Here is a 22,003-nt window from a genome sequence, read left to right on the forward strand (position 1 = left end):
GAGCTCACACACCGATCCCGCCACGGCGTTCACCGCTGGGGACGCCCTGCGTACCGGGTGAGGCGGCGGCGTTCGAGGACCGCGGCGAGGGCGTAGGCGCCGCCGCCTGCGACGGCGAGGACCCAGTAGAGGCCGGGGGTGCCGAGGAAGAGCGCCGCGGTGGAGGTCAGAGCCAGCCAGACGCCGAGGCTGTAGTGGAGCAGGTTGCGACGTGCGGCGCCTTCGGCGAGGTAGAGCAGCCCGACGACGAGGCCGGAGCCGGCGGGCCAGAGGATGGACTGCAGTTCTGGCATGCCGAGGGCGGACGTCAGGCCGGTGATGGCGAGGAACAGGGCGGTGAAGGCCGCGACCCAGGCGGCGCCGAGCAGTTTGCCGGTGAGGATGTCCGGCCCGGTGGCCCCGCGCTGGGCGCGCAGGGCGGCGACGGTGGCCTGGGTGATGCCGGTTGCCAGGCCGATTCCGAGGAGTGTGATGGGCAGCCAGCCGGGCAGGCCGAGGATGGGGTTGTCGCCCTGGGAGACCGCGGCGGCGCCGTGTCCCAGCAGGTAGGCGAGACCGAAGCTGACGTAGGCATCGCGGTTGTCGACCTCGTTCACGAGACGACTCGGGGTGGTTATGACGCCGGTGGTGACCGGAGCGTCGGGGGCTGCGACGGACATGGGGGAGTCCTCCGTGGTGGCTTGACGGTGTGAGTGAGGGGTTCGGGAACGGCACGGGCGGCTCTGGCCGGTGTGCGGTACCCGGGCCGCGGCGGGGGCGGTGACCCGACTCGGCGGGGTCACCGCCCGTCGAACGTGGTGGGCGGGCTCCGGGACCGCGGCCCGGAGCCCGCCCCACCGACGGTCCTCCCCGGCTGTGCAGCGTGCCGGGGACGGTGTGGGTCAGTCCTCGCTGATGTCCAGGGCGCTGTCCGGGATCCAGGAGCCGTGGATCCCGGCGGTCACGCGGCGGGGCAGGTGGACGGTGGCGATCCGGTCGAGGCCGGAGGCGTCCAGGACCAGCAGTTGCGAGGCGTCCTGCTTGAGGTCGGAGACGACGGTGAGCAGATACCCGTCGTCCTCGTTGGTGGCGCCGGCCGCGGGGACGAACACCGCCTCGCTGGGCAGCCGGGCGTCACCGACCTGGTGAATGCGGCGGGCGCCGGTGGTGCGGTCGTACTTGACGACGCCGTAGCCGCCGAAACCTTCCTGGTCGGGGAAGGATACCGCGTACTGGTAGCGGTTCTCGGCGCCCAGGTAGTCCTCGTTGAGGGTCGGAAACTCCACGGCGAGGTCGTCGATGATCTGCTCGTCGACGGTGCCGGTCGCGGTGTCGATGACCCACCGGCGCGTGTACGAACGGGTGTTGGGCTCCGTGCCACGCTCGGGCGCGCCCACCCACCAGTTCCAGGAGAGCTGGAACCCTTCGCGGTCCACGGTGGGGCCTTCCAGGACGATGCGGCCCTGGCCGTCCTCGTAGGCGTTGGCGACGTGCAGCATGTTGCCCGGTTCGATGGAGAACCAGCGGACGTGCCCGGCTCCGTCGCCCGTACGGGGCATGACACCGATCCGGGAGGGCTGCTGGTCGCTCCAGCCGTAGGGGATGCCGGAGTGTTCGGCGGGGTCGAAGGTGACGTTGCCCTCGATGAAGACGACGTGGCGGCGGGTGATGGCGAAGTCGTGCTTGAGCGAGGCGGTCGCGCCCAGGATCTCGGCGCTGTGGACGATCTCCCCCTTGGCGTCGCAGACGTAGTACGTCAGGAACGGCGGGAAGGGCGAGGAGCCGAAGAAGTGGAGTTCCCCCGTCACCGGATCCTCCTTGGGGTGCGCCGTCATGGCGGTGCGCAGTCGGCCGTTGAAGTCATGGGCGCCGACCGTCTCCAGGTCCGGGGTGAGTTCGAAGGGGAAGTTCGCCTCGCACAGCGCGAGCAGCCGCCCGGCGTGCTCGATGACGTGGGTCCCCGCGGTGCTCACCGTCAGGTCCGGGCCGCGCTCGGTCATGTACGGAGCGCCCTCGAGGGCGGGGGTGTGCACCCAGCGGTTGCGGTACCACTCGGCGCGGCCCTCGCGGAGGCGGATGCCGTGGACCATGCCACTGCCCTTGAACCAGTGGGTCGGGGTGACGCCGGGCTTGGGGTTGTGGCTGTTGCGGATCAGACGGCCGGTCAGCTCGGGGGGCAGGGAGCCCTCGACGGTGAGGCCGGTGGCGGTGATCTCGTCGGCGACGGGGGTGTAGTGGCCGGTCAGATAGGGCTTGCTGCTCATGCTCGCGTCCTCGGATTTCGTGGTCGTGGTCGTGGTCGTGGTCGTGCGTGCTGTGTCGGTGTGTCGGCGTGTGTTGTGGTGTGGAGTGTCAGGTCGTCCGCTCGGCGCGTGCCTTGAGGCAGTCGAGCCAGCTCTCCAGGGAGGCCTTCAGGGCCGCGGCGAGTTCGTCCGTCCCGGCGTCCACGGCATCTCCGCTCCAGGACTCCTCGGTGTGGACGATGACGTGGTCCCCGGTCTGCTCGAAGGTCCATGCGTGGATGCCGACGATGCCCTCGACGGTCCCGCCCCAGACGATCCGCTGTTCGGCGACGAGTTCGTGGATGGTGGACGTGATGGTCATCCCGTGGGTGCGCCAGGTGAAGTCGTTGCCGACCGCGGCCGGCCCGCTGAGCCTGGCCTGGTCGATGTCGACGTTCCAGACCGGCCAGTTGTCGATGCCGGTGTGCAGCGCCCAGACGGTGGCGAGCGGGGCGTCGATGGTCGTCGTCAGGCTGACGACGACGGGGGCGGTGGTGTCGACGGTGTGCATGCGATGTCCTCTTCGGTGGTGGTGGTCGTGGTCGGTCGGGTTGGCTCGGAAGCCGGGTACGGGATCAGGTGGTGGGTGCGTACGGGGCGGCCCGGTCCCGCGGGCGCGGCGTCGTGGAGACGGCCGCGGCGGGCGGGAGGGCGCCGCGGTTGGTGCGGTTGGTGCGGCTGTGTCGGGTGAGTGGCAGGGCGAGGAGTGCGGCGGCGGCCAGAACCGCGGCCGAGACGAAGAAGGCGGCTCGGTAACCGGAGCTGAGCGCCTCCACGTGGGACTGGTGGGTGGATGCGTGGGCGGTGACGGAGCCGGCGAGGGTGGCCAGGGCGGCGAGACCGATCGCGCCGCCGACCTGGCGGGTGGTGTTCACCAGCCCGCCGGCCAGACCCGCGTCCTGAGGCGGGACACCGTCCACGGCGAGTGCGGTGAGCTGGACGAAGGCGATGCTCAGCCCGAGTCCGACAAGGATGCTCGGACCGAGGACGTCGGTGAGGTAGCCGCCGTCGGCGCTGAGCCGTGACAGCCACAGCAGTCCGGCGGCCTCGGTGAGCAGGGCCGCGGTCACCGTTGCGGTGCCGCCGATGCGCCGGGAGATACGGGGTGCGACAGCGGCGCCGAGCATATTGGCCACGGCGAGGGGGAGTTGGCCCACTCCGGTGGCCAAGGGGTCCATTCCGAGGGCCTGCTGCTGGTAGAGCGGCAGGAAGAAGAACAGGGCGATCCACACGGACCCCAGCAGGGCCATCAACAGGTTTCCGGCGGCGACGCGGCCGGTGGTGAACAGTCGCGGGGGTATCAGCGCGTTCGGCCGGCGGATCTCGATCACGACGAAGGCCGCGAGCAGTGTGCCGGCACCGGCGAGGGCGCCGAGCACTCGGGCGTCCGTCCAGCCGGTGCCGCGTGCGGTGGTCAGGCCCCAGACCAGGCAGGTCAGGGCCAGTGTGACGGTGACGGTGCCCAGGAGGTCGAATCGCGCGGACTCCCGAACAGCAGCCTCTGGCACCAGGGCCGCCACGGCGATGAGGACCAGCACCGCCCCGAGCGCGACGGCGTGGAAGATCCAGGGCCAGCCCCACGCCTGGGTGAGCACGCCGCCCAGCAGGACGCCTCCCGCCCCTCCCGCACCGGATACCGCGCCCCACACGCCCAGGGCTTTGCCACGTCCGGAGCCGGACGGGTACAGGTCCATCGCCAGTGCGAGTGCGGCCGGGGCGATGGCGGCGGCGCCAAGTCCCTGCACGGCGCGGGCGGCGATCAGGACGCCCGTGGAGGTGGCCAGTCCCGCTGCCAGCGAGGCTCCCGCGAACAGTGCGAGGCCGGCGATCAGCACCCGGCGACGGCCGAGGAGGTCGGCCGCCCTCCCTCCGGCCAGGAGCAGCGCCCCGAACGCCAGGCCGTAGGCGTTGATCACCCATGTGGTGCCGCCGTCCGACAGGTTCACACCGGCACGGATCTGCGGCAGCGCCACGTTCACGATCGAGGTGGCGAGCATGACGGCGAACTGCGCGGCGGCGAGCGCCGCGAGTACGGCTCCCGGCCGGTGAGGTGGGGGTGCCTGGTCCTTCGTGCGTCCAAGGTTCATGGCGCACAGCCTCGTGTCGGGCGGTGTCCACTTTCCATGCCCGGCAGCCGCGTTGACTGTCCAGTCCTGTCCGCACCTGTCCACGAGCGGTACGGTCACGGACGTACGCCGGCGGGTGCACGACCAGAACCGTGCATGACGGGCGCTCGGGGATCACCGGTCAACGCCCCGGTCCATCCGCAGGTTCCCTAGCGTCAGTCGATGAGTCCCAGGTTCTGGTCGTCGGGGTGGCCGGTGAGCAGGAGGGTGGTTTCCTCGACGCGTTGGAAGCGGCCGTCGGGGGCGCACTCGGCGAAGAGGTAGACCTCGGTGCGGGAGGTGCGGCCGTTGTGCTGGGTGAGGGTGACGGTGTGGCGGTCGGCGTAGCGCAGTCCGTCGCGGAACTCGTCGTGGACCTCGATGTGTCCGCTGCGGACCAGGGACCGCAGGCGTGTCATGTGCTGGGTGAAGGCTGCGCGGTCGCTCCATACGCCGTCGGTGCGCTGGCGGTAGTCGGGCGTGAAGTGCCGGTCGAGGGCTTCGGTGAGGTCGAGGCCCGGGGTGAACAGCAGGTCGTTGATGGCTCTGGTGATGTCGGTCGGTGTCGTCATCGCTGTCTTCTCCTGACGAAGGTGGGGGTACGGGAAGAGCCCTGGTGCGCGAGCCGGTGAAGTGGCCGGTGAAGTGGGCCGGGGGCGGGGCCGGGGGCCGGGGGAGGGTGTCACTCGTGGCCGGGGACGGTTTCGCGGGTGGGTGAGAAGTCCAGCGAGAGGGACGCGGGGCCGCGGGTGTACAGGCCGGTCTCCTGGTAGTGGCAGCCGGGGGTGTGGCGGACCTGGTCGAGGAGGGGGAGGAGTATCGCGGCGACGGTCTCGATCTCGGCGCGGGCGAAGGACGCGCCGACGCATTGATGGAGGCCCGTACCGAAGGCGAGGTGTTGGGCGGCGGCGGTGAAAGAGCGGGTGGTGCCCAGGTCGGGGCGGTGGATGTCGAAGGTGTCCGGGGTGGTGAAGGCGTCGGGGTCGCGGTTGGCCGCGCCGATCATGCAGAAGACGGTGGCGCCTGCGGGGATGGTGATGTCGGCGAACACGGCGTCCTGCTCGACCTGGCGGGGGATGAGCTGCACGGGTGGGGTGTAGCGCAGTGTTTCGGCGATCGCGGCGGTCAGCAGGTTCGGGTCCTGGCGGACCTGGGCCATCTGCTCGGGGTGGTCGATCAGGTGCTTGAAGAGTAGGGCGAGGGTCTTGTCGGCGGGCTCGGTGGCGGCGGCCAGGACGTTGATGACCAGTGCGGTGACCTCGCGGTTGTCCATGGTGATGCCGTCGAACTCGGCGGTGCAGAGCTTCGATATGAGGTCGTCGCCGGGGCGGTGGCGACGTTGCTCGATGAGCGGGACGAGGTAGGCCTCCAGCTGCTCGGCGCAGTCCAGGCAGTGGCGGCGGCGTTCGGCGGTGAGGGTGATGCTGGTGATGAACTCGGCGACTCCGCTGTGCCAGGCGGCGACCTGCCGCCAGTCCTGCTTGTCCAGGCCGAGGACATCGAGTGTCACGTGGACGGCGAGGGGTCTGCCGAAGTCGTTGACGAGGTCCACCCTGCCTCGGGGAAGGAACGGGGCGATGAGCTCGGCGGCGTTGGCGTGGATGGCGCGCATCTGGTCGTGCAGGGCCTGCCCGGTGAAGCTCCGGACGACGATCTTTCGCTTGGCGGTGTGCTCGGCCCCGGTCATCTGGGCGAGGACCGGTCCGCGCATCACCGGCTCGGCACGGACCTGCAGTGTCTCGGTGCTGAACGCCTGATGGTCGGTCAGTACCCGCTTGACGTCGTGGTAGCGGGACAGGAAGTAGCTGTCGATCGCGGGCTCGTAGTGCACCGGTGCCTGCTCCCTCAACGGGGCGAAGTACCGGTAGGGGTCGGCGGCGAAGTCCTCGGACAGGACACTGAAGTGGGGGGTGACCATGGTCATGGCAGGAAATCTCTCAAGGGAAGGGCAAGGAGGGGGGGCGGCACCTGCTTGCCGAGTTCGCAGGGTGGGGGGGGGCGTCGGCGGCCTGGACCGCGAGGGTCCGGCAGAAGGAACGGCTGGGCCGGGCGAATGCCGAGGCCCATGCCGGGAGCCGAGTCGCCCGCTGCGTGGAACGCTGCGGGGACGCTCCTCGATGAGGCCGACGAGCACGAGCGGCGACGGACGACGCTGAAGGCTCTTGCCGCCCCAGGGGGAGCACGCGAGTTCATGTCCCCGGCAGTCGGGCGCCTGCGTTGCCGCACTCGCGCTCGCGCGCTGATCGGCCCTTCTCCCCCTGACGCGAATGACGGCTCCCGCGCCCGTGCTCAGCACCGGGCACCGGTGCCGGAACCCTGCCGGCGGGCCCCACAGCGGCCGCCCGTCAGGGCTCCGCTCGGGGATTCCGGCCGGGGCGTCGTCGGCAGCGACCCTACGGAGCCGGCAGCGCGGCTATCGCCGGGGCGAGGTGCTGCGTTGCTTGCGCACCAGGGGGATCGCGAGGAGCACCAGGTTCACGGCGAGTGCGCCGGCGGCGAGCGCGGTTTGCCAGAACGGGCCGCCGGAGGCGAGATTGACCACCAGATACCCGGTGAGGATCACGGCGAATATCGCGTTCTGGACGTCGCTGCGCCGCCACCACCGTGGGCGGGGAGACTCCTCTTCGGACAGCCGCAACGCGTACAGCTCCACAGGCCCGAACTCTTCTTCCGGCGCGCGGTCGGTGGCGGCGAGGTGGTCGGCGGCTTCCCTGGTGAGCTCTGCGGCGCGTGCGCGGGGCACGGCGTGGCTCTCTTCGAGCAGCTGGGTCAGCCGGCCGAGCCAGTGCTCACGCCCGACCGTGTTCTGCGCGTCCGTCCGAGATTGCATGGTGACCCCTTCAGGTTCAGGTTCAGGTTCAGGTTCTGCGGTTGGTTTGCTGTTCCCTGTGGCACACCCGAGCAGTGCGAGGCCCAGCAGGCACAGGGCAGGGGCGGGTAGGTGGCCGAAGACCTGTTGAGAGAGGGTGGTGAAGGCCGTCGCGCCGAGCACCGTTGCGACGGCGACGAGCACCCACCCCGCGATACGCCGTCGGGATCGCGAGGCGGTGGCCGCGACATGACTGCCCATCAGGGCCATGGCGACGAACGATGAGCCGACCAGCCCGCCAGGGGTCAGAGCCAGCGTGAATCCGTTGGCGATCCACAAACAGGCGCCGGCCACCAGAGCGGCCGTACCGATCGGGGCGAGTGCGGCGCGGACTGTCGCCGCCGGTGCCTGGCCGCCCCGGTGGCGAAGACGCTCCTCGGGCGGGACGCGCTCGCTGACCACGCTGGCGGCGTACGCCTCCGGCGAGCCGAAGGCGTCCTCGGGGCTCTCACCGCTGTCCGCGCAATGCTGTGCGACCTCGTCCAGCACCGTGTCCGCGAGGGTGCTGTCCACCGGCTGTGCGGCCAGTGCCAGTCGAACCCGTGCGTTCCACCGGGTGACCTCATCCGTCATGGCAACTCCTCCATACCGTGGGCGAGGAGTTGATCCATCGCGTCGGAGAACTGCTTCCAGCTGGTGGCCTCTTCACGTAGCCGGGCCCGCCCTGTGTCGGTGAGCCGGTAGACCTTGCGTCCCGGCCCGCCCTCACCGGGCTCCCATCGCGCCTCCACCACCCCGTCGGTCTCGAGTCGTCCGAGCACCGGATACAGGGCGCCGCCACGGATCGTGCCGAATCCACGGGAGGCCAACTCCTGCACCAGCGCATACCCGTGCCGGTCGCCCTCGGCAAGCACGGCGGCGAGCGCCAGTGGCAGCACCCCACGCAACCAGCCGGTCTCCACTGCGACCATCGATAGTCAACTCTACTTTCTACTCCGCGAGCTCGACTAGTTCGTTCTCAGACTAGTGAACCACATGTCCGATCCATGTCAACAGCCCTCCAGGGACACGAGGTTGTGCCGCACGCCGCGAGGACGATGCGCCGTCGGTACGTCGGTACCAGGCGACGCGCAGCGAGACGCCAGCGGCCGCGCAAGAGGACCGCCATGGCAGCGGCCGTGCTGGGCGAGCGGCTCCGGCGACTCTCCCTTGCCATGCGTCGGATACCGGCCGAACGTGTGCGCGAGGGGGGCCAATTGAGGAGCCCCGCGCTACTCTCCGCGCCATGACTGACGCGAGCACGTTACGTCGGTGGCGGGGTGGACGGCGCGTGCGCGGCATGCAAGCCACCGCGCGCCCGAGAAGAACCCTGCGGCATACCTTGATGTGCCTCCTTGTGCTGGCACTCCTCGGCACCGGGCCCGCTGCGGCCGCCTCTGCCGCGGACCGGGTCCCCGGCGGAGCTCCCTCCACCGTCGCCCTCCCTGCGGGCACGCGTGCCTCCGACCCCGCGGTCGCCCGCTGGGGCGAGCGCCGGCTCGACGAAGTCGCCTTCCTGACCAGCCACAATGCATTCACCAACTACGAGGACGCACGGTGGAGTTCGGTGAATCAGGCCGAATCGGTGCGTGCTCAGCTGGACAATGGCGTCCGCGGCCTGAGTCTTGACACGCACTGGTACGAGCGGAGCACCTGGCTGTGCATCATCAGCTTCGGGAGCGACTGCTATCCCAGCGACGTGTACCTGTGCCACGGCGACTGCAAGACCTTCGCCGGCGCCACGTACGCCCTGCCGCGGCAGTCCTTCCACGGCACGATGCAGACCGTGGTGGACTTCCTCGCCGCCCACCCCCAGGAGGTGGTCACCGTCTTCCTGGAAGACTACGTCGATGCAGAGCAGCTGAGTCGGTCCCTCGACAGGGTCAGGGGACTGCCCGAGCTTCTGTTCCGGGCCGACGAGTGGGGCGTACGCGGGCAGGGATGGCCGAAGGTGGCCGATCTCGTCACCGCCGGTAAACGCCTGCTGGTCTTCTCCGACCGGTCCGACCGCGAGCACTTGGGCGTCATGTACGACAAGTCCTGGACGGTGAGCAACTACTGGAGCCTCGGGGATCTCGGCAACGACCTCGCGTGCGTCAGCCGCTGGTCCGATGTGCCCCTGGACCGCCAGGAGCCCGGTTTCCGGCGGCTGTTCACCATGAGCCACCACCGCAACGTACCCACCGTCCTCACGGCGGCGCTGGACAACGGCACCAAGCTGAGGAACCGCATCGCCGAGCGGTGCCGGCCCGCAGCCGGGGGCCGCAGTCCGAACTTCGTCTCCGTCGACTTCCACCGGCTGTCGGACGGCAGCGGCCACACGCCTGCCTCGATCGTCGGGGAACTCAACGCGCTCCCCTGACGGAACTCACCGCCGATCCCGCACGGGCTCACTCGCCCCGCCGCAGGCGTACGGCGCTGCCCCGGTCGGCCCTCCGTCTAGGCTTTGCGGGCGAGCAGCTGAATCTCCTGGAACTGCCGTCGATCGGTGGGCTGGGGCTGGCGAACCATCCGGGCTACCTCGACCAACCCGGACGCTCGCAGTGTCGCGGCGAGGTGATCGGGCCACCAGCGATAGGCCGGCGCGACGGTGTGATCGAAAGCCTGCGTCGGGTGAGACGGATCATCGCTTGCCGAGAAGCCGACCAGAAGGTGGCCGCCAGGTGTCAGCACACGATGGAACTCCGCCAGGATGACGGGGAGTTCCCGCGGTGGAGTGTGGATGATGGACCAACGTGAGAGCAGGCCAATCAGCACGCCGTCAGCGATGTCCAGCGCGGCCATCGAGCCCACGTCGAACCGCAGGCCCGGATACGCCTGCCGAGCCAACTTGATCATCGCAGGGGAGGCATCAACACCGAACGCCGTCAGCCGCAGCTCGTCCAGATAAGCGGTGACATGGCCCGGGCCGCACCCGAGGTCCGCGACCTGACCGTCCCCACTCGCACGTACGGCCTCCGCGAAGGCACCCAGGATCGCACGGTCCAGGGGACTGTCACGCAGTGTGTCGCGGAACAGCTGTGCATAGGTGGCGGCAGCGGCATCGTAGGCCTCGCGGGTGGTGCTGAGGGCATCGTGTTCGACCATGCTCGCGAAAGTAGTCCTGGCGCTGAGGCGAGTCGAGAGGATCACGACCTACTGAGCCGCCGGCCTCGGTGAGATCACACTCGTCAACCTCTGGCGGATCGAGCCTCGGCCTTGACGGCCTCCGCGATCTGCAGGGCAGCCTGGGCGGGCGTGAGGTGTGTGGTGTCGACGACCTCGGCCTCGGCGTGCAGCCACGTGCGGGCTGCCTCGGCGTAGGACTCGAGGTACGTGAGCCGGAACGGGGAGTCGGGGCCGAGAACGGTGTCGCCCGCGATGCGGCCGCGGAGGGTGTCCTGGTCAGCATGGAGGACGAAGTGCCGTACCGGGATCGCATGGTGGGCGAGGCCCGCGCTGATCTCGCGCCAGTACTCCTCGACCAGGACGGTCATCGGCATCACCAGAGTGCCGCCGGTGTAGTCGAGTACGCGGCGGGCCGTGTCGACGACGAGCGGCCGCCACGGCGGCCAGTGCTGGAAGTTGTCCGTCCTGGGCAACCCTGGCGTGATGTCCATGAGTGTCTCGCCGACCTTCTCGGCGTCGAACACCCGTGAATCCGGAATCAGCTGCTGCACGAGTGCACTGGTCGTCGTCTTGCCTGCGCCGTGGGTGCCGTTGAGCCAAACAATCACGGGGCCGAGGCTAGCGGTGCACGGGCCGCAGCCGACGCCTGTCACGGCGCAGGTCATGCCGAACCGATCACAGCGCGGAGGCGCGGGGCCCTAGTCACAGCGAAACAGCTCCACGGGGAGCTGAAACCGAGGTCCGGCGGCTACCGTGAGTTCGCGACCGGTTACTCCGGACTGAAGATCGACATGAGTGAATGCGGACATCATCGCCACCTGCGAACACGAAAAGAGGACCGCGACCGTAAGGTCGAGGCCCTTGATTCCGCATCCATTGAAGAGTGTCCGAGGGGGGACTTGAACCCCCACGCCCGATAAAGGGCACTAGCACCTCAAGCTAGCGCGTCTGCCATTCCGCCACCCGGACCAGGTGTATCGCCGCCCCGGGGTGCTCCCCGCGGCGACATGGACAACTCTACCAGGGGTTCGAGGTGCCTCTGAACCGCATTTCGCGTGGTCAGTGGGGTGGGCGGCGACCCTCGGCGCCGGTCGCGGTGCCCTCGCGGCTCACCGGCGCGACAGGTATGCGGAGTGCGATCAGGTGTGTACGTATGGTGAGGGTGCGGTCGGCCTCGCGGTGACGTGGCGATCGATGAGTTTCGGGGCCCGGTGGGGTCTGCCTCTGTACAAGCGAAAGCTGGGCACGAGCTCTGTGAGGGAATCATGACCACCCATGCACTTCCACCCGTCGTCGACGCCGCAACGTGGGAGCACCGGCTTGAGGCGCTGCGTGCTCGGGAGAAGGCCGCGACGCGGGAGCTCGACGCCGTCGCCGCCGAGCGGCGTCGGCTGCCGATGGTCGAGATGCCCGAGTACACCCTGGAGGGCGAGGACGGGCCCGTTCGGCTGGTGGACGTCTTCGAGGGCAAGAGGCAACTGATCGTCTACAACCACATGTGGTTCGCCGGCGAGGAATGGCAGTGTTCGGGCTGCACCGGGTTGACCTCGCAGTACACCCGTCTGGGCTTCCTGGACAACTACGACGCGCGATTCGTCATCGTCACCCAGGGCCCGATCAAGGAGGCGCTCGCCTACAAGCAGCGGGTCGGCAACCGGATGACGTGGTACTCGACCGCCAACAGTTCGTTCGGCGCCGACGTCGGCGCACCGGCCGGCGGGGGATTCGCGGTCAACGTCTTCCTGCGCGACGGCGACACCGTCTATCGCACCTGGCACACCAACGGCCGGGGAACCGAGCAGCTCAGCCACACCTTCCCGCTGATCGACGTACTGCCGTACGGACGGCAGGAGGAATGGCAGGACTCGCCCGAGGGCTGGCCCCAGTCGCCCACGTACAGCGGGTGGGCGTCGTCCGAGGACATCGCTGCGCTCTATGGCCCGGGCTCGGGCTCGGGCTCAGGCACAGGCCCCGGCGGCGGCTGAACGGCGCCCCGCATCACGGTCGACGGGCGGGTCGGCTCGTCGCAGAACGCCCGCCGAGCTGCGAGCACCCGCTGCTAGATTCGTCCGCCATGCGATCACGTGAATACGACCTCGACTTCCGCGACAAGGCCGGGCGCATACGCGCCTGGGGAATCGGTCTGCTGGCTGTCGCGACGCTCCAATGGGCTTGGTGCGCCCTGTTGTTGCTCACGCCGTACGAGGTCGACGAGGAGCCGGAGGACCGTTACCCCGCGGAGTGTGAGTCGCGGCTGCTGACCGAGCGCGGTACGGCCAACGAGGGCCTGCAGAGGAACGACTGGTGTCAGGACGAACGCGACTGGCCCGAAGCCCTGGCTGTGCTCGGGCTGTCCGTGCCCGTCTCGGTCGCTGGCGTGGCGCTCTTCACGAGCGGGAGTCTGAGCATCAGGATGAGCGCCCATGCCGAGGCGATGCGTGAACTGGACAAGTTCACCGACGCACGGTCCGCGTAGCCCGGCCCCGAGACGCCGTGCCTCTGACCGGCCTCTCATCGTAGGCGCTTCCGCCGGCGCCCGAGATCCTCGTGGGGCGCGCCTCAGCGCAAGCGGAACACCGGCCCGCGGGGTGTGAAGGGGAGCGGGGCGCCCTCCGGGACGAGGTAGGCGTGTTCGGGTCGTACACGGAGTACGTCGCAGTGGCCGTCCGTGATGATGAGTACGGGCGCCGTGTCAGGGAAGTCCTCCGCTCGCCGGAGGAGGTCGATCCCTGGCTGGAGGACGGTGCCGCCGCGCCCGCGTACCCGGACCCGGCCGGCGATCTCCGTCGGCGGCAGATATCCCGCGTCGTACGGGGCGGCGTCGCAGAAGACCACCCGGGCGGCAGGGACGTCGCGGGCCTCGGCGTACGACGCGATGGCGCCGAGAGCCTTGCCGAGCAGCCGGGCGTTCATGGAACCGGACGTGTCCAGGACGACGCCGAAAGTGCACCGGGCGACCTCCTCGGGCGGGAAGTACCGTCCGGCGCGCGGGATGTCGGGCGTGGACGTCTGGCGGCGGGCGGGCCGCGCGTAGCTGCGCACGGCCTCCGGGCGGGGCACGAACTCGTCGAACCAGCGGGCCAGCCGGGCGTCCCACGGCACCGGCGGATGGGCCAGCGCCCGGATCTCCTGGACCAGTCCTGCGGGCAGTAGCCCCCGTTCGCCGCCGAGGTGCAGATCGAGGCCCTGAACCAGGCCGCGCCGGTAGAACTCGTCGAGGTCGACCCCGTCACGAAGGCGTCCGCCGAGCGGTTCGCCGAGGATGTCGCGGGCGCCCTTGCCGCGGAGGGTGGCCAGGCGCCGGATGCGGCGGGCATCGACGACGATCCGGTCGTACACCTCCTCCGCGGAAAGGTCCCTCAACGCAGGGTCGTACAACAGCCCTTCCGGCATGGTGCCGACGCCCATCTCCACGAGCCAGCCGTTGATGACGTAGTCGGCGGCGACGTTGAAGAGGTACGGGTCGCGGGCGCCGCGGCGGTCACCGTGGCGCAGGGCGGCGTGCAGCATCTCGTGGGCCAGGATGAAACGCCATTCCTCGTCGTCGTACCGGCGCAGTGGGTTGACGTAGATCTCGCCGAGCGTCGCATCGACGGCGGCGACCGCGATGCCGTGGGCACGGGACAGTTCGGCGTCCGCGACGAGCTTCATGCCCGCCGCGATCCCCCCGAGCAGCGGGTAGGAGGAGACGAACCAGCTGAACGCCCGGTCCCAGGGGCGCGCGGGAAGCCGTTCGCCGGTGAGCGTGTCGCGCCGGCCGCCCGCGACATCCATGGCGGCGGACATGGTCCGGGTCAGGGCATGGGCGAACGCGAGCTGCCAGTCGGCGGGGGTGTGCCACCGCGACCACGACACCAGGATCTGGTCGGGGGTCTCTCCTGCCGTACCGCCGTGTTCGTACGCGGCGGGGATGCCGTCGCGGCGCCAGCGGGTCGCGAGCTGCTCCTCGTCGCCGTCGGGGTAGGACGCCGGGAGATGCTCGGGGGCACGGCCGACGGGGTAGGTGAGCAGGAAGCGGTTGACGACGGCGCAACGGGCGGCGAGTCCGGGCCGGTCGGGCTGCGTACGGGGGCCCGTGGCGGCGGGGACGTGGCCGAAACCGAGATGGATGAGGCAGTGGGCGATGGCCCAGGCCCACTCGGACGGCTCGGCGCGGCGGTCGGGATGGACATGGATCCTGCCGTTGGAGTCGACGGCGGCCAGGCCGTGGCGCGGGTTCAGCTCGCAGTCGCGCATACGGCAGACATCGGCCTCCAGCGCGGCGAGGGCCGGATTGCGCCGGACGGCGGCCAGGCCGGCGAGGAACGCCTCGGTGGCCGCGTCGTTCCGTGCCTTCTTCCCGTGCGGTCCCCGGCCGGCCGCGCGGCTCACCGGCGGGCCTCGACCAGCCGCGGCATGTCGCGGGCGGCCTCGACGAGGAACCAGGCGGGCAGCACGGGCCGGCCGTCCTCGTCGTCGCGGATGACGGTCTGGGCGACCTCGACGGAGATCTCGGCGAGCTGGACGAGCAGCGCCTTGGCGCGGTGCGCGGTCTCTCGCAGGGCGGGCGGGATCTGTTCCTTGGTGGCGGGGAGTTCCTTGACGAGCCGGCCCCGGAAGGCGTCGGCCAGGTAGTAGAGCAGGTCGCGGTCCTGGATGCGGTGGGGCCAGGACGCGTCGCCCTTGATGATGGCGTCGATGCCGTACGCGTGCCGCACGATCTTGGCGTAGCCGCAGAAGGACACGGCGTGCGCGGGGGTGAGGGTGCCGTGCGCGACGATCTTGAGGGTGTCCTCGTCCAGCGTCGGCCCGAAGGAGTGCAGCGCGTCGGAGAGCATGTGCCAGGAGCGGGGAGTGGAGAACGGTTCCTCGGTCTTCGGCGGCTGCGACCACAGGTGGTCGGGCCGGTCGGCGACGTAGTCGACGACCCAGGGGTGAATGCCGTTCTCACCCGCCCATACGAGCCAGTCCGTGGCGGAGGCACGCAGATGGACGTGGGTGAGCCGGTTGACCAGCGCGGAAGCGATGGGTCTGGCCAGCGCGTTGTCGGTGGCGCGGTTGCCGGCGCCGATGACGACGGACCCCGCGGGAAGTTCGTACGTGCCGATACGCCGGTCGAGGATCAGGGAGTAGAACGCCTTCTGCACATCGGGAGTCGCGGCGTTCAGCTCGTCGAGGAAGAGACAGTAGGGCTCGTCACGGGCGATGGCCTCGGGCGGGCAGAAGACGGACCTGCCGTCGCGGATCTGCGGTACGCCGATGAGGTCTTCGGGCGCGAGCTGGGTGCCGAGGAGGCTGACGCACTCGAGGCCGAGGGACTCGGCGAAGTTCCGTACGAGGGACGACTTGCCGATGCCGGGAGCGCCCCACAGGAAGACGGGTCGCACCGTGGCGAGGCCGAGGAGCAGCTCGGGGACACGGGAGGGCGTGACGGTGACGGCTGCCTGCAAGCTGAGGACTCCTGAGAACGTGCGATGTCCGGTGCGCCCGGACTGTTCGATGCGTCCCGACAGTCTGTACGCCTCGGGCCTCACGGCGCAGCCGGTTTATCGGCCGACGACTGCGGGGCGTCCATGGCGACGGTGTCCGAGGCGGTGCGTGTCGCATCGTTGACATGGCGCGTTTGTGCCACCTGGCGGGGGATGACACACCGGTTGGCACGGCGGATGATCGCGGTGTGAACCACGGGTGGACGGAGGGATATTGCTCGATCGACAGCATTGATGCCGGTTGCCGGAGACGTGCCGACCGGATCGGCGAGGTGTGTCGCGCAGGCCTGCGGCGCCGATCGATCCCGTCCCGAACCCACAGTTCCGTCACCTGAGGCCGAGCGCGGCGGCGATCCTCTGCCTCGACCGGTCCTCTGTGCCACCGGCATTGCCACTGCCACTGCCTCTCCGCTCACCACTTCCGCGCTCACACTTTTCCGCTCACCACGTGACCGGTCACTACGTCTCCGGTCACCACGTCACGGGTCACCGGGACGAGGCACACCCTGACGAACAGGCCCGCGGGAACGGAAGGCCGGCGGTTCGGCCGTGTTCCGTGTCGAGGCCGGATGCGGTTCGTCTCACACGATCCAGGTGTGACATGCCGGCTCCGTGCCGTCCTGACGCCCGCTCACACGCTGTGCCCATACGGGCATCGGGAAATGACAGAAAGGCTGTAATCGCCATGAGACGCATCCGCCTGTGGGCGGTGATATCGATGTCGGTGGTGATGGCGACGGGTGCGATGACGCCCGTTTCCGCCCAGTCCCCGCAAGGGGCCGAGGCACGCACGCCGGCACCGCAGGACCCCACCAGGACCGTGCGGTTGATCACGGGTGACCTGGTCACCGTCAGCGACGCACCGAACGGGAAGAAGACGGCTTCGGTGCAGCGCGCACCGGGCCGCGAGAACGTCTTCTTCCAGGTCTCGGAAGAGGACGGCGCCCTGACCGTCATGCCGTCCGACGCCGCGCCGCTGGTCCGCACGGAGCGGCTGGACGCGGGGCTGTTCGACGTCGCGGGACTGATCGCCCAGGGGTACGACGCGGCACACACCGACGCCCTGCCTCTGATCGTGTCCGCGCCCAAGGGCTCGGCGCGTGCGGCGGTCGAACGGGTGGACGCGCTCGCCGAGTTCCACGACGACGACTCCGCAGGGCCGCGGCGACTGCCGAGCATCGACGCCCAGGCGCTGCGCGTCGCCGACGAGGACCTGGCCGCCTTCTGGAAGCGGCTCGCACCCGCGGCGAAGGCGTCCATGGCGAGCGCGGTGGCGGCGACCCCGAAGATCTGGCTGGACCACAAGGTGCGTCCCACGCTGGACCGCAGCACCGCGCAGATCAACGCGCCGGCCGCATGGGCGGCCGGTCACCTCGGCGACGGCGTCAAGGTCGCGGTCCTCGACACCGGCGCCGACCAGACGCACCCCGACCTCGCGGGCCGCGTGTCCGAGGCCAAGGACTTCTCCGGCAGCGGCTCGACCCTGGACCGCTTCGGTCACGGCACGCATGTCGCCGCCACCGCCGCCGGCAGCGGCGCCGCCTCGGACGGCCTGCGCAAGGGCGTCGCGCCCGGCGCCGACCTGCTGGTCGGCAAGGTCCTCGGGGACGACGGCTACGGCAGCGAGTCCCAGGTCGTCGCGGGCATGGAGTGGGCCGCGGCCCAGGGCGCCAGGGTCATCAACATGAGCCTGGGCGCGGACATGCAGACCGACGGCACCGACCCCATGAGCCTCGCGGTCAACGAGCTCTCCCGCAGCAGCGGCGCGCTCTTCGTCGTCGCCGCCGGCAACAGCGGCGGGCGGGGCGAGATGACGGTCGGGTCGCCCGGCGCCGCCGATGCCGCCCTCACCGTCGGCGCCGTCGACCGCGACGACTCGCTGGCCGGGTTCTCCAGCCGTGGCCCGCGCTTCGGCGACAAGGCGGCCAAGCCGGACATCACCGCTCCTGGCGTCGGCATCGTCGCCGCGCGCGCCGCCGGTACGACCATGGGCGCCCCGGTCGACGAGCACTACGTCGCGGCGGACGGTACGTCCATGGCCACGCCCCACGTGGCCGGTGCCGCGGCGCTGCTGGCCGGGCAGCACCCCGACTGGAGTGCGCAGCAGCTCAAGGATGCGCTGATCAGCACCTCCCGTACGGTGTCCGGCCAGGTGCCGACCCAGCAGGGCGGCGGCCGCGTCGACGTCAAGGCCGCCATCTCCGCCCCGGTCACGGCCACCGGCACGATCGCCATGGGCCCGTTCGGCAGGGACGCTTCTCCGGTGGAGCGGGCCGGCGTGATCCGCTACACGAACCACACCGACGACGAGGTCTCGCTGAGCCTGCGCGCCGCGCTGGCCACCAACGGCGGCAGGGCGCTCCCCGCGCAGGGACTGACGCTGGGCACGGGCTCGGGCGGTACGCTCCGGGTCGCCCCGGGCGCGACCGCTGAGGTCCCGGTCGGCGTGGACCCGGAGAAGGCGGGCCGCGGCTCCTACTACGGCTACGTCACCGCCACGTCCTCCGACGGGGTTTCGGTCCACACCACCGTCAGCCTGGTCGTCCGGGCCCCGATGCACAAGGTCACCATCGAGTCCCACGGCCCGGACGGTGAGCCCAGCGGCTGGAACATCGTGGATGTCTTCGGAGGAGACACGGACGTCCAGTTCGTCAGCTGGGACCCCCTGGTCTTCGAGGTCGAGGAGGGCACGTACCAGTTCGGCGGCACGCTGCTGCACCAGAGCGGTGGCACCTCGCGGCTCATCCACGTCGTGGAGCCCGAGGTGAAGGTCGCGGGGGACAGGAGCGTGACCCTGGACGCGCGCAAGGCCAAGCAGGTGCGCGTGCGCACGCCCATGCCCGCCGAGCGGCGCAACAACGCGACGTTCCAGGAGTACCGGAAGATCGACGGGGCGGCGACGGCCCGGACCACCTACTACGAGGACGGCGGCGGGTCGGTGGACCTGTACGTCAATCCCACGTCCAAGGTCACCGAGGGCGAGTTCGAGTTCAACACGCGCTGGGAGATGGCGGCTCCCGACATCAGGGCCGAGGTCCGCGGCGCGGACCTCGACCTGGACCCGTACTACGTACCGCGGTCCGCCCCGTTCGACCCGAAGGGTCAGCGGCTCTCCGCCGTGTACGCGGGGACCGTGGAGAACCCGGACCTGCGGCCCGGCACCGTGCGGGGCAAGCTCGCCGTGATCCGCGACGACACCGCCTCGGGCGAGTACGAGCTCGCGGAGAAGGCCGCGCGGGCGGGCGCCAAGGGCGTGATGGTCGTCCTTCCCGAAGGGCTGGTGGCCTGGACCCGCTGGCAGCCGGCGGACACGCGTTCCGCCGTTCCCGTGATCCGGGTGACCGCGGCCGACGGCGCGGAGCTGCTGTCGTACATGAAGAGGCACAAGACCGTCGTCGACATCTCCGGCACGGTCAAGAGCCCGTACCTGTACGACGTCAGGGCGATCTGGACGCACCAGATCCCGCAGGAAGTGACGTACACCGTCTCGGACCGCAACACCGCGCGGGTGAAGGCGTCCTACACGGACAACAGCGCGCTGGACTGGAGCGCCGAGCAGCGCTTCAGCTGGCGCCCCTACGCGAAGGTCACCATGGAGACCTCGCGCGCGGTGCCGACCGGTCTGACGCGCACCGAGTACGTCAGCTCCGGGGACACGGAGTGGATGCACCACGTCGACTTCATCACCAGCCCGTACGCGGACTTCGCCATGCGGTCGGGCCTGCACGACGCCCCCCGAAGCTTCACGGCGGGTGAGAACGTCAAGGAGGAGTGGTACAAGGCCGTGGTGCGGCCGTCCATCCCGCGCGGCTGGAGCAGTCCCTCCGTCCGCAACGGTGACGTCCTCAGCCTCGCGATCCCCGAGTACACCGACTCGATGGCCGGCCACTGGGCCCGCAAGCAGGCCCCCGGACTGTCGGGAGGCATCGGGAGGGCCGGTACGCCCGGGACGATGGACGAGCCGACCTACCCGAGCGGTGACACCGTGACGGCCGTCCTCCACCGCGACGGCAAGGAGGTGAGCAGGTCCAACGCCGCCTGGGGGAACTTCGCGGTCCCCGCAGGCAAGGCCGACTACCGGCTGGACCTGACGACGGAGCGCCTCTCCGACTACTGGCGGGCCGGTACGCGGACCGCCACCTCGTGGACGTTCCGTTCGGACACCACGACCGCGGACACCCTGCTCCCCCTCCTCCAGGTCGACTACGGCGTCCCGGCCGACCTGTGGAACACGGTCGGTGGAGGGAAGCGGCACGACCTCGACCTGACGGTCAGGAACCAGGACGGGCTCGCCGCCCCCGCCGGGGTCACGCTCAAGGTCGAGGCCTCGTTCGACGACGGCAGGACGTGGAAGGCGCGGGTCGGTGTCAAGGACCGCGGCCACAACCGGTTCACCGCCACCGTCGAGCGGCCGGACGGACAGCGGCAGGGCGGGTACGTGACCCTGCGGGTCACGGCCTCCGACAAGGCGGGCAACACGGTCCAGCAGACCGTGGAGCGGGCCTACCTGCTCGGCAAGTGAGCGAGCGCCTCCGCGGGAACCCCGCGGAGGCGCCCGCCGGACCTTCGCGGCGGGTGCCGGGGCTGACCCCCGGCACCCGCCGTTCCGTGTGACGGAGGCTCCGCGGGACCTCGGCCGAAGAGCATCCCTGGCGTTGCGCTCTGTCTGCCGTTGTGCTGTTGCGGGTGGCCGGACACCGGCGCCGGACGGCGACGGCGGCCGGTGGGCGCCGGACCGACGGCTCGGGACCTAGCGCGGCAGGAACGACGGCGTCGCCGGGGCGGGGCCCAGGGTTGTCGTGCCCGGTGCCGCCCGGTGGCCCAGGCCCGTGCGGTAGGCGTCCAGCGCGGCCTCGGTGCGGCCGCCGCGCCGCAGCAGGTCGCCCAGCAGGCGGCACAGATCGGCGAGGTCCCCGCTGGCCCCGCTGCGTTCGAGCAGCCCCAGGGCGAGGACGTAGTGTTCCTCGGCGGCATCGCTGTCGCCGCGTTCCTCGGAGATCAGGCCGAGCAGCCGGTGTGCTCCGCCCGCGTGCACCGCCCCGTGCCGGTCGCCCAGTTCCAGCAGCGCCGTGAGCAGCTCGGAGGCCTCGTCGAGCCGTCCGAGGCGGCGCAGCACGTCCGCCAGCTCGACCTCCACCTGGGCGGCGAAGAGCACGGCGCGCTTGGCGGTCAGCATGTCCCGCGCGGTGCGCAGCTCCTGCTCGGCGAGGGTGAGTTCGCCGTCCTGCGCCTGGACGTAGCCGCGCATCCAGTGGCAGTGCGCCAGATCGGTCCGCAGCCGCAGCTGCCGGTAGATGGCCTGTGCCTTGGCGAGTGAGGTGTCGGCATCGGCCGTGCGGCCCTCCGCGAGGAAGGTACGGGCCACCTGCCGGTGCATGCCCGCGACCAGCGCCGGATCGCTGACCTGCGGGGCCAGGGCCAGCGCGAGTTCGGCGGCGTGGGCCGCGCGGGCATGGGCGCCCATGTCGATGTACGGGCCGATGATGGCCGCGTACAGCAGGACCAGGGCCTCGGGATCGGCCAGGCCGCTCGCGTTCAGTTCGTCGATCGTGGCTTCGAGGAGGTAGCAGGCGTAGCGCAGTTCACCGGCCAGCAGGTGCGCGATGGCGCGGCCGCGGACCGCGCGTGCCCGCCGGGGCAGCGGTTCGTCGCCCAGGAGCCGCTCCGCCGCCTCGAAGTGCCTGCGGGCGTTGTCCAACTGCCCTGTCTCCAGGGAGCATTCGCCGAGTCCGAGCAGCACTTCGGCCTGCTCGGCGGTCAGCTCCAGGTGCTCCGCGTCGGTGAGGAGCCGCCGGTAGCTGACGGCGGCCTCCTCGGCGGAGCCGGTGGCCAGCTCGCGCTGGGCGTCGGTGAGGGCGAGCCGGAGCTCGGTGGCGAGATGGGCGGGGCGGCCGGTGGACAGCTCCTCGAACGAGGTGCCGAGCCGGTCGGCGAGGAAGCGCAACGCCGCCTCGGACGGCCGGACCTTGCCGGCCTCGAGGGTCGAGATGTAGGCGGGAGTGTACGAGGGCTCGGCCAGCTGCCGCTGGGTCAGGCCGAGGTGTGCGCGCAGCTGCTGCACGCGGCGACCGATCTCGGCCGGTTCGTCCATCAGACCCCCTGGGTCGTTCGAAGTCCCCATTATTCAGGGGTAGTAGACCATTGCGCAGCCACCCCGCCACGCCTAGTTTAAGCACTCCGTTAAATACGGTTGTTCAGAGACTTAACTTCCGT

At 70.5% G+C, this 22,003-nt stretch carries 17 protein-coding genes and 1 tRNA gene; 4 read left to right on the plus strand and 14 right to left on the minus strand.

Going from position 1 to position 22,003, the window contains the following annotated elements; genetic code table 11:
* Positions 1-29 precede the first annotated feature (29 nt).
* From OG766_RS30495 to OG766_RS30530, 8 genes are all read right to left on the minus strand, one after another.
* Positions 30-659, minus strand: coding sequence for an ABC transporter permease (locus OG766_RS30495; protein ID WP_328726665.1), 630 nt, complete (start codon positions 657-659; stop codon positions 30-32).
* Positions 660-881: 222 nt separating this feature from the next.
* On the minus strand, positions 882-2,243 hold the full coding sequence (locus OG766_RS30500) for a carotenoid oxygenase family protein (protein ID WP_328726666.1): 1,362 nt from the start codon (positions 2,241-2,243) through the stop codon (positions 882-884).
* A gap of 88 nt (positions 2,244-2,331) precedes the next feature.
* Positions 2,332-2,772 carry an SRPBCC family protein gene (locus tag OG766_RS30505; RefSeq protein ID WP_328726667.1) on the minus strand — a complete coding sequence of 147 codons (441 nt, stop codon included), beginning with the start codon at positions 2,770-2,772 and terminating at the stop codon, positions 2,332-2,334.
* A 64-nt stretch (positions 2,773-2,836) separates the two neighbouring features.
* Positions 2,837-4,348, minus strand: a complete 1,512-nt coding sequence (locus OG766_RS30510) for an MFS transporter (RefSeq protein WP_328726668.1) — start codon at positions 4,346-4,348, stop codon at positions 2,837-2,839.
* A 194-nt stretch (positions 4,349-4,542) separates the two neighbouring features.
* Positions 4,543-4,938 (minus strand): nuclear transport factor 2 family protein, encoded by a 396-nt coding sequence (locus OG766_RS30515; protein WP_328726669.1) that lies wholly within the window; start codon positions 4,936-4,938, stop codon positions 4,543-4,545.
* A 110-nt stretch (positions 4,939-5,048) separates the two neighbouring features.
* Positions 5,049-6,290, minus strand: a complete 1,242-nt coding sequence (locus tag OG766_RS30520; protein WP_328726670.1) for a cytochrome P450, cyclodipeptide synthase-associated — start codon at positions 6,288-6,290, stop codon at positions 5,049-5,051.
* Positions 6,291-6,779: 489 nt separating this feature from the next.
* The gene (locus OG766_RS30525; protein WP_328726671.1) at positions 6,780-7,808 is read right to left on the minus strand and encodes a hypothetical protein; all 1,029 of its coding nucleotides are present in this window, start codon (positions 7,806-7,808) and stop codon (positions 6,780-6,782) included.
* On the minus strand, positions 7,805-8,146 hold the full coding sequence (locus tag OG766_RS30530; RefSeq protein ID WP_328726672.1) for a PadR family transcriptional regulator: 342 nt from the start codon (positions 8,144-8,146) through the stop codon (positions 7,805-7,807). The genes OG766_RS30525 and OG766_RS30530 overlap by 4 nt, the downstream gene beginning before the upstream one ends.
* A 425-nt stretch (positions 8,147-8,571) precedes the next feature.
* Between OG766_RS30530 and OG766_RS30535 the strand changes: the two genes are divergently transcribed.
* On the plus strand, positions 8,572-9,576 hold the full coding sequence (locus OG766_RS30535) for a PI-PLC domain-containing protein (RefSeq protein ID WP_328726673.1): 1,005 nt from the start codon (positions 8,572-8,574) through the stop codon (positions 9,574-9,576).
* A gap of 77 nt (positions 9,577-9,653) precedes the next feature.
* Here the strand turns inward: OG766_RS30535 and OG766_RS30540 are convergent, their stop codons facing one another.
* The 3 genes from OG766_RS30540 to OG766_RS30550 form a co-directional block, all read right to left on the minus strand.
* Positions 9,654-10,301: a class I SAM-dependent methyltransferase gene (locus OG766_RS30540; RefSeq protein WP_328726674.1), complete on the minus strand. Its 648-nt coding sequence runs from the start codon at positions 10,299-10,301 to the stop codon at positions 9,654-9,656.
* Positions 10,302-10,384: 83 nt separating this feature from the next.
* Positions 10,385-10,930, minus strand: coding sequence for an ATP-binding protein (locus OG766_RS30545; RefSeq protein WP_328726675.1), 546 nt, complete (start codon positions 10,928-10,930; stop codon positions 10,385-10,387).
* Between the two features lie 276 nt (positions 10,931-11,206).
* Positions 11,207-11,291 (minus strand) — tRNA-Leu (locus OG766_RS30550).
* Positions 11,292-11,587: 296 nt separating this feature from the next.
* Between OG766_RS30550 and OG766_RS30555 the strand changes: the two genes are divergently transcribed.
* Positions 11,588-12,307 carry a DUF899 domain-containing protein gene (locus OG766_RS30555; RefSeq protein ID WP_328726676.1) on the plus strand — a complete coding sequence of 240 codons (720 nt, stop codon included), beginning with the start codon at positions 11,588-11,590 and terminating at the stop codon, positions 12,305-12,307.
* A gap of 89 nt (positions 12,308-12,396) precedes the next feature.
* Entirely contained in the window at positions 12,397-12,798 is a 402-nt protein-coding gene (locus OG766_RS30560; protein WP_328726677.1) for a hypothetical protein, read from the plus strand.
* An 83-nt stretch (positions 12,799-12,881) separates the two neighbouring features.
* On the opposite strand, the gene OG766_RS30565 is transcribed toward OG766_RS30560, so the two are convergent.
* Together OG766_RS30565 and OG766_RS30570 are read right to left on the minus strand one after the other, a co-directional pair.
* Positions 12,882-14,693 carry a vWA domain-containing protein gene (locus OG766_RS30565; RefSeq protein ID WP_328726679.1) on the minus strand — a complete coding sequence of 604 codons (1,812 nt, stop codon included), beginning with the start codon at positions 14,691-14,693 and terminating at the stop codon, positions 12,882-12,884.
* Complete coding sequence (locus OG766_RS30570) at positions 14,690-15,751, minus strand: ATP-binding protein (RefSeq protein ID WP_266386377.1); 1,062 nt, start codon at positions 15,749-15,751, stop codon at positions 14,690-14,692. The genes OG766_RS30565 and OG766_RS30570 overlap by 4 nt, the downstream gene beginning before the upstream one ends.
* A 724-nt stretch (positions 15,752-16,475) precedes the next feature.
* On the opposite strand from OG766_RS30570, the gene OG766_RS30575 reads away from it, so the two are divergent.
* Positions 16,476-20,312, plus strand: a complete 3,837-nt coding sequence (locus tag OG766_RS30575; protein WP_328726681.1) for a S8 family serine peptidase — start codon at positions 16,476-16,478, stop codon at positions 20,310-20,312.
* Positions 20,313-20,540: 228 nt separating this feature from the next.
* Here the strand turns inward: OG766_RS30575 and OG766_RS30580 are convergent, their stop codons facing one another.
* Positions 20,541-21,881: a helix-turn-helix domain-containing protein gene (locus OG766_RS30580; RefSeq protein WP_266386372.1), complete on the minus strand. Its 1,341-nt coding sequence runs from the start codon at positions 21,879-21,881 to the stop codon at positions 20,541-20,543.
* Positions 21,882-22,003: the final 122 nt, after the last annotated feature.

Origin of the sequence: Streptomyces sp. NBC_00259, from assembly GCF_036181745.1 — a bacterium.
In the GTDB taxonomy this organism is placed as follows: domain Bacteria; phylum Actinomycetota; class Actinomycetes; order Streptomycetales; family Streptomycetaceae; genus Streptomyces; species Streptomyces pratisoli.

Coding starts and splice junctions, on each gene's coding strand:
- OG766_RS30530 (WP_328726672.1), bottom strand. CDS start 8,146: ATGGTCGCAGTGGAGACCGGCTGGTTGCGTGGGGTGCTGCCACTGGCG.
- OG766_RS30500 (WP_328726666.1), bottom strand. CDS start 2,243: ATGAGCAGCAAGCCCTATCTGACCGGCCACTACACCCCCGTCGCCGAC.
- OG766_RS30525 (WP_328726671.1), bottom strand. CDS start 7,808: ATGACGGATGAGGTCACCCGGTGGAACGCACGGGTTCGACTGGCACTG.
- OG766_RS30520 (WP_328726670.1), bottom strand. CDS start 6,290: ATGACCATGGTCACCCCCCACTTCAGTGTCCTGTCCGAGGACTTCGCC.
- OG766_RS30540 (WP_328726674.1), bottom strand. CDS start 10,301: ATGGTCGAACACGATGCCCTCAGCACCACCCGCGAGGCCTACGATGCC.
- OG766_RS30505 (WP_328726667.1), bottom strand. CDS start 2,772: ATGCACACCGTCGACACCACCGCCCCCGTCGTCGTCAGCCTGACGACG.
- OG766_RS30510 (WP_328726668.1), bottom strand. CDS start 4,348: ATGAACCTTGGACGCACGAAGGACCAGGCACCCCCACCTCACCGGCCG.
- OG766_RS30575 (WP_328726681.1), top strand. CDS start 16,476: ATGAGACGCATCCGCCTGTGGGCGGTGATATCGATGTCGGTGGTGATG.
- OG766_RS30515 (WP_328726669.1), bottom strand. CDS start 4,938: ATGACGACACCGACCGACATCACCAGAGCCATCAACGACCTGCTGTTC.
- OG766_RS30555 (WP_328726676.1), top strand. CDS start 11,588: ATGACCACCCATGCACTTCCACCCGTCGTCGACGCCGCAACGTGGGAG.
- OG766_RS30495 (WP_328726665.1), bottom strand. CDS start 659: ATGTCCGTCGCAGCCCCCGACGCTCCGGTCACCACCGGCGTCATAACC.
- OG766_RS30580 (WP_266386372.1), bottom strand. CDS start 21,881: ATGGACGAACCGGCCGAGATCGGTCGCCGCGTGCAGCAGCTGCGCGCA.
- OG766_RS30560 (WP_328726677.1), top strand. CDS start 12,397: ATGCGATCACGTGAATACGACCTCGACTTCCGCGACAAGGCCGGGCGC.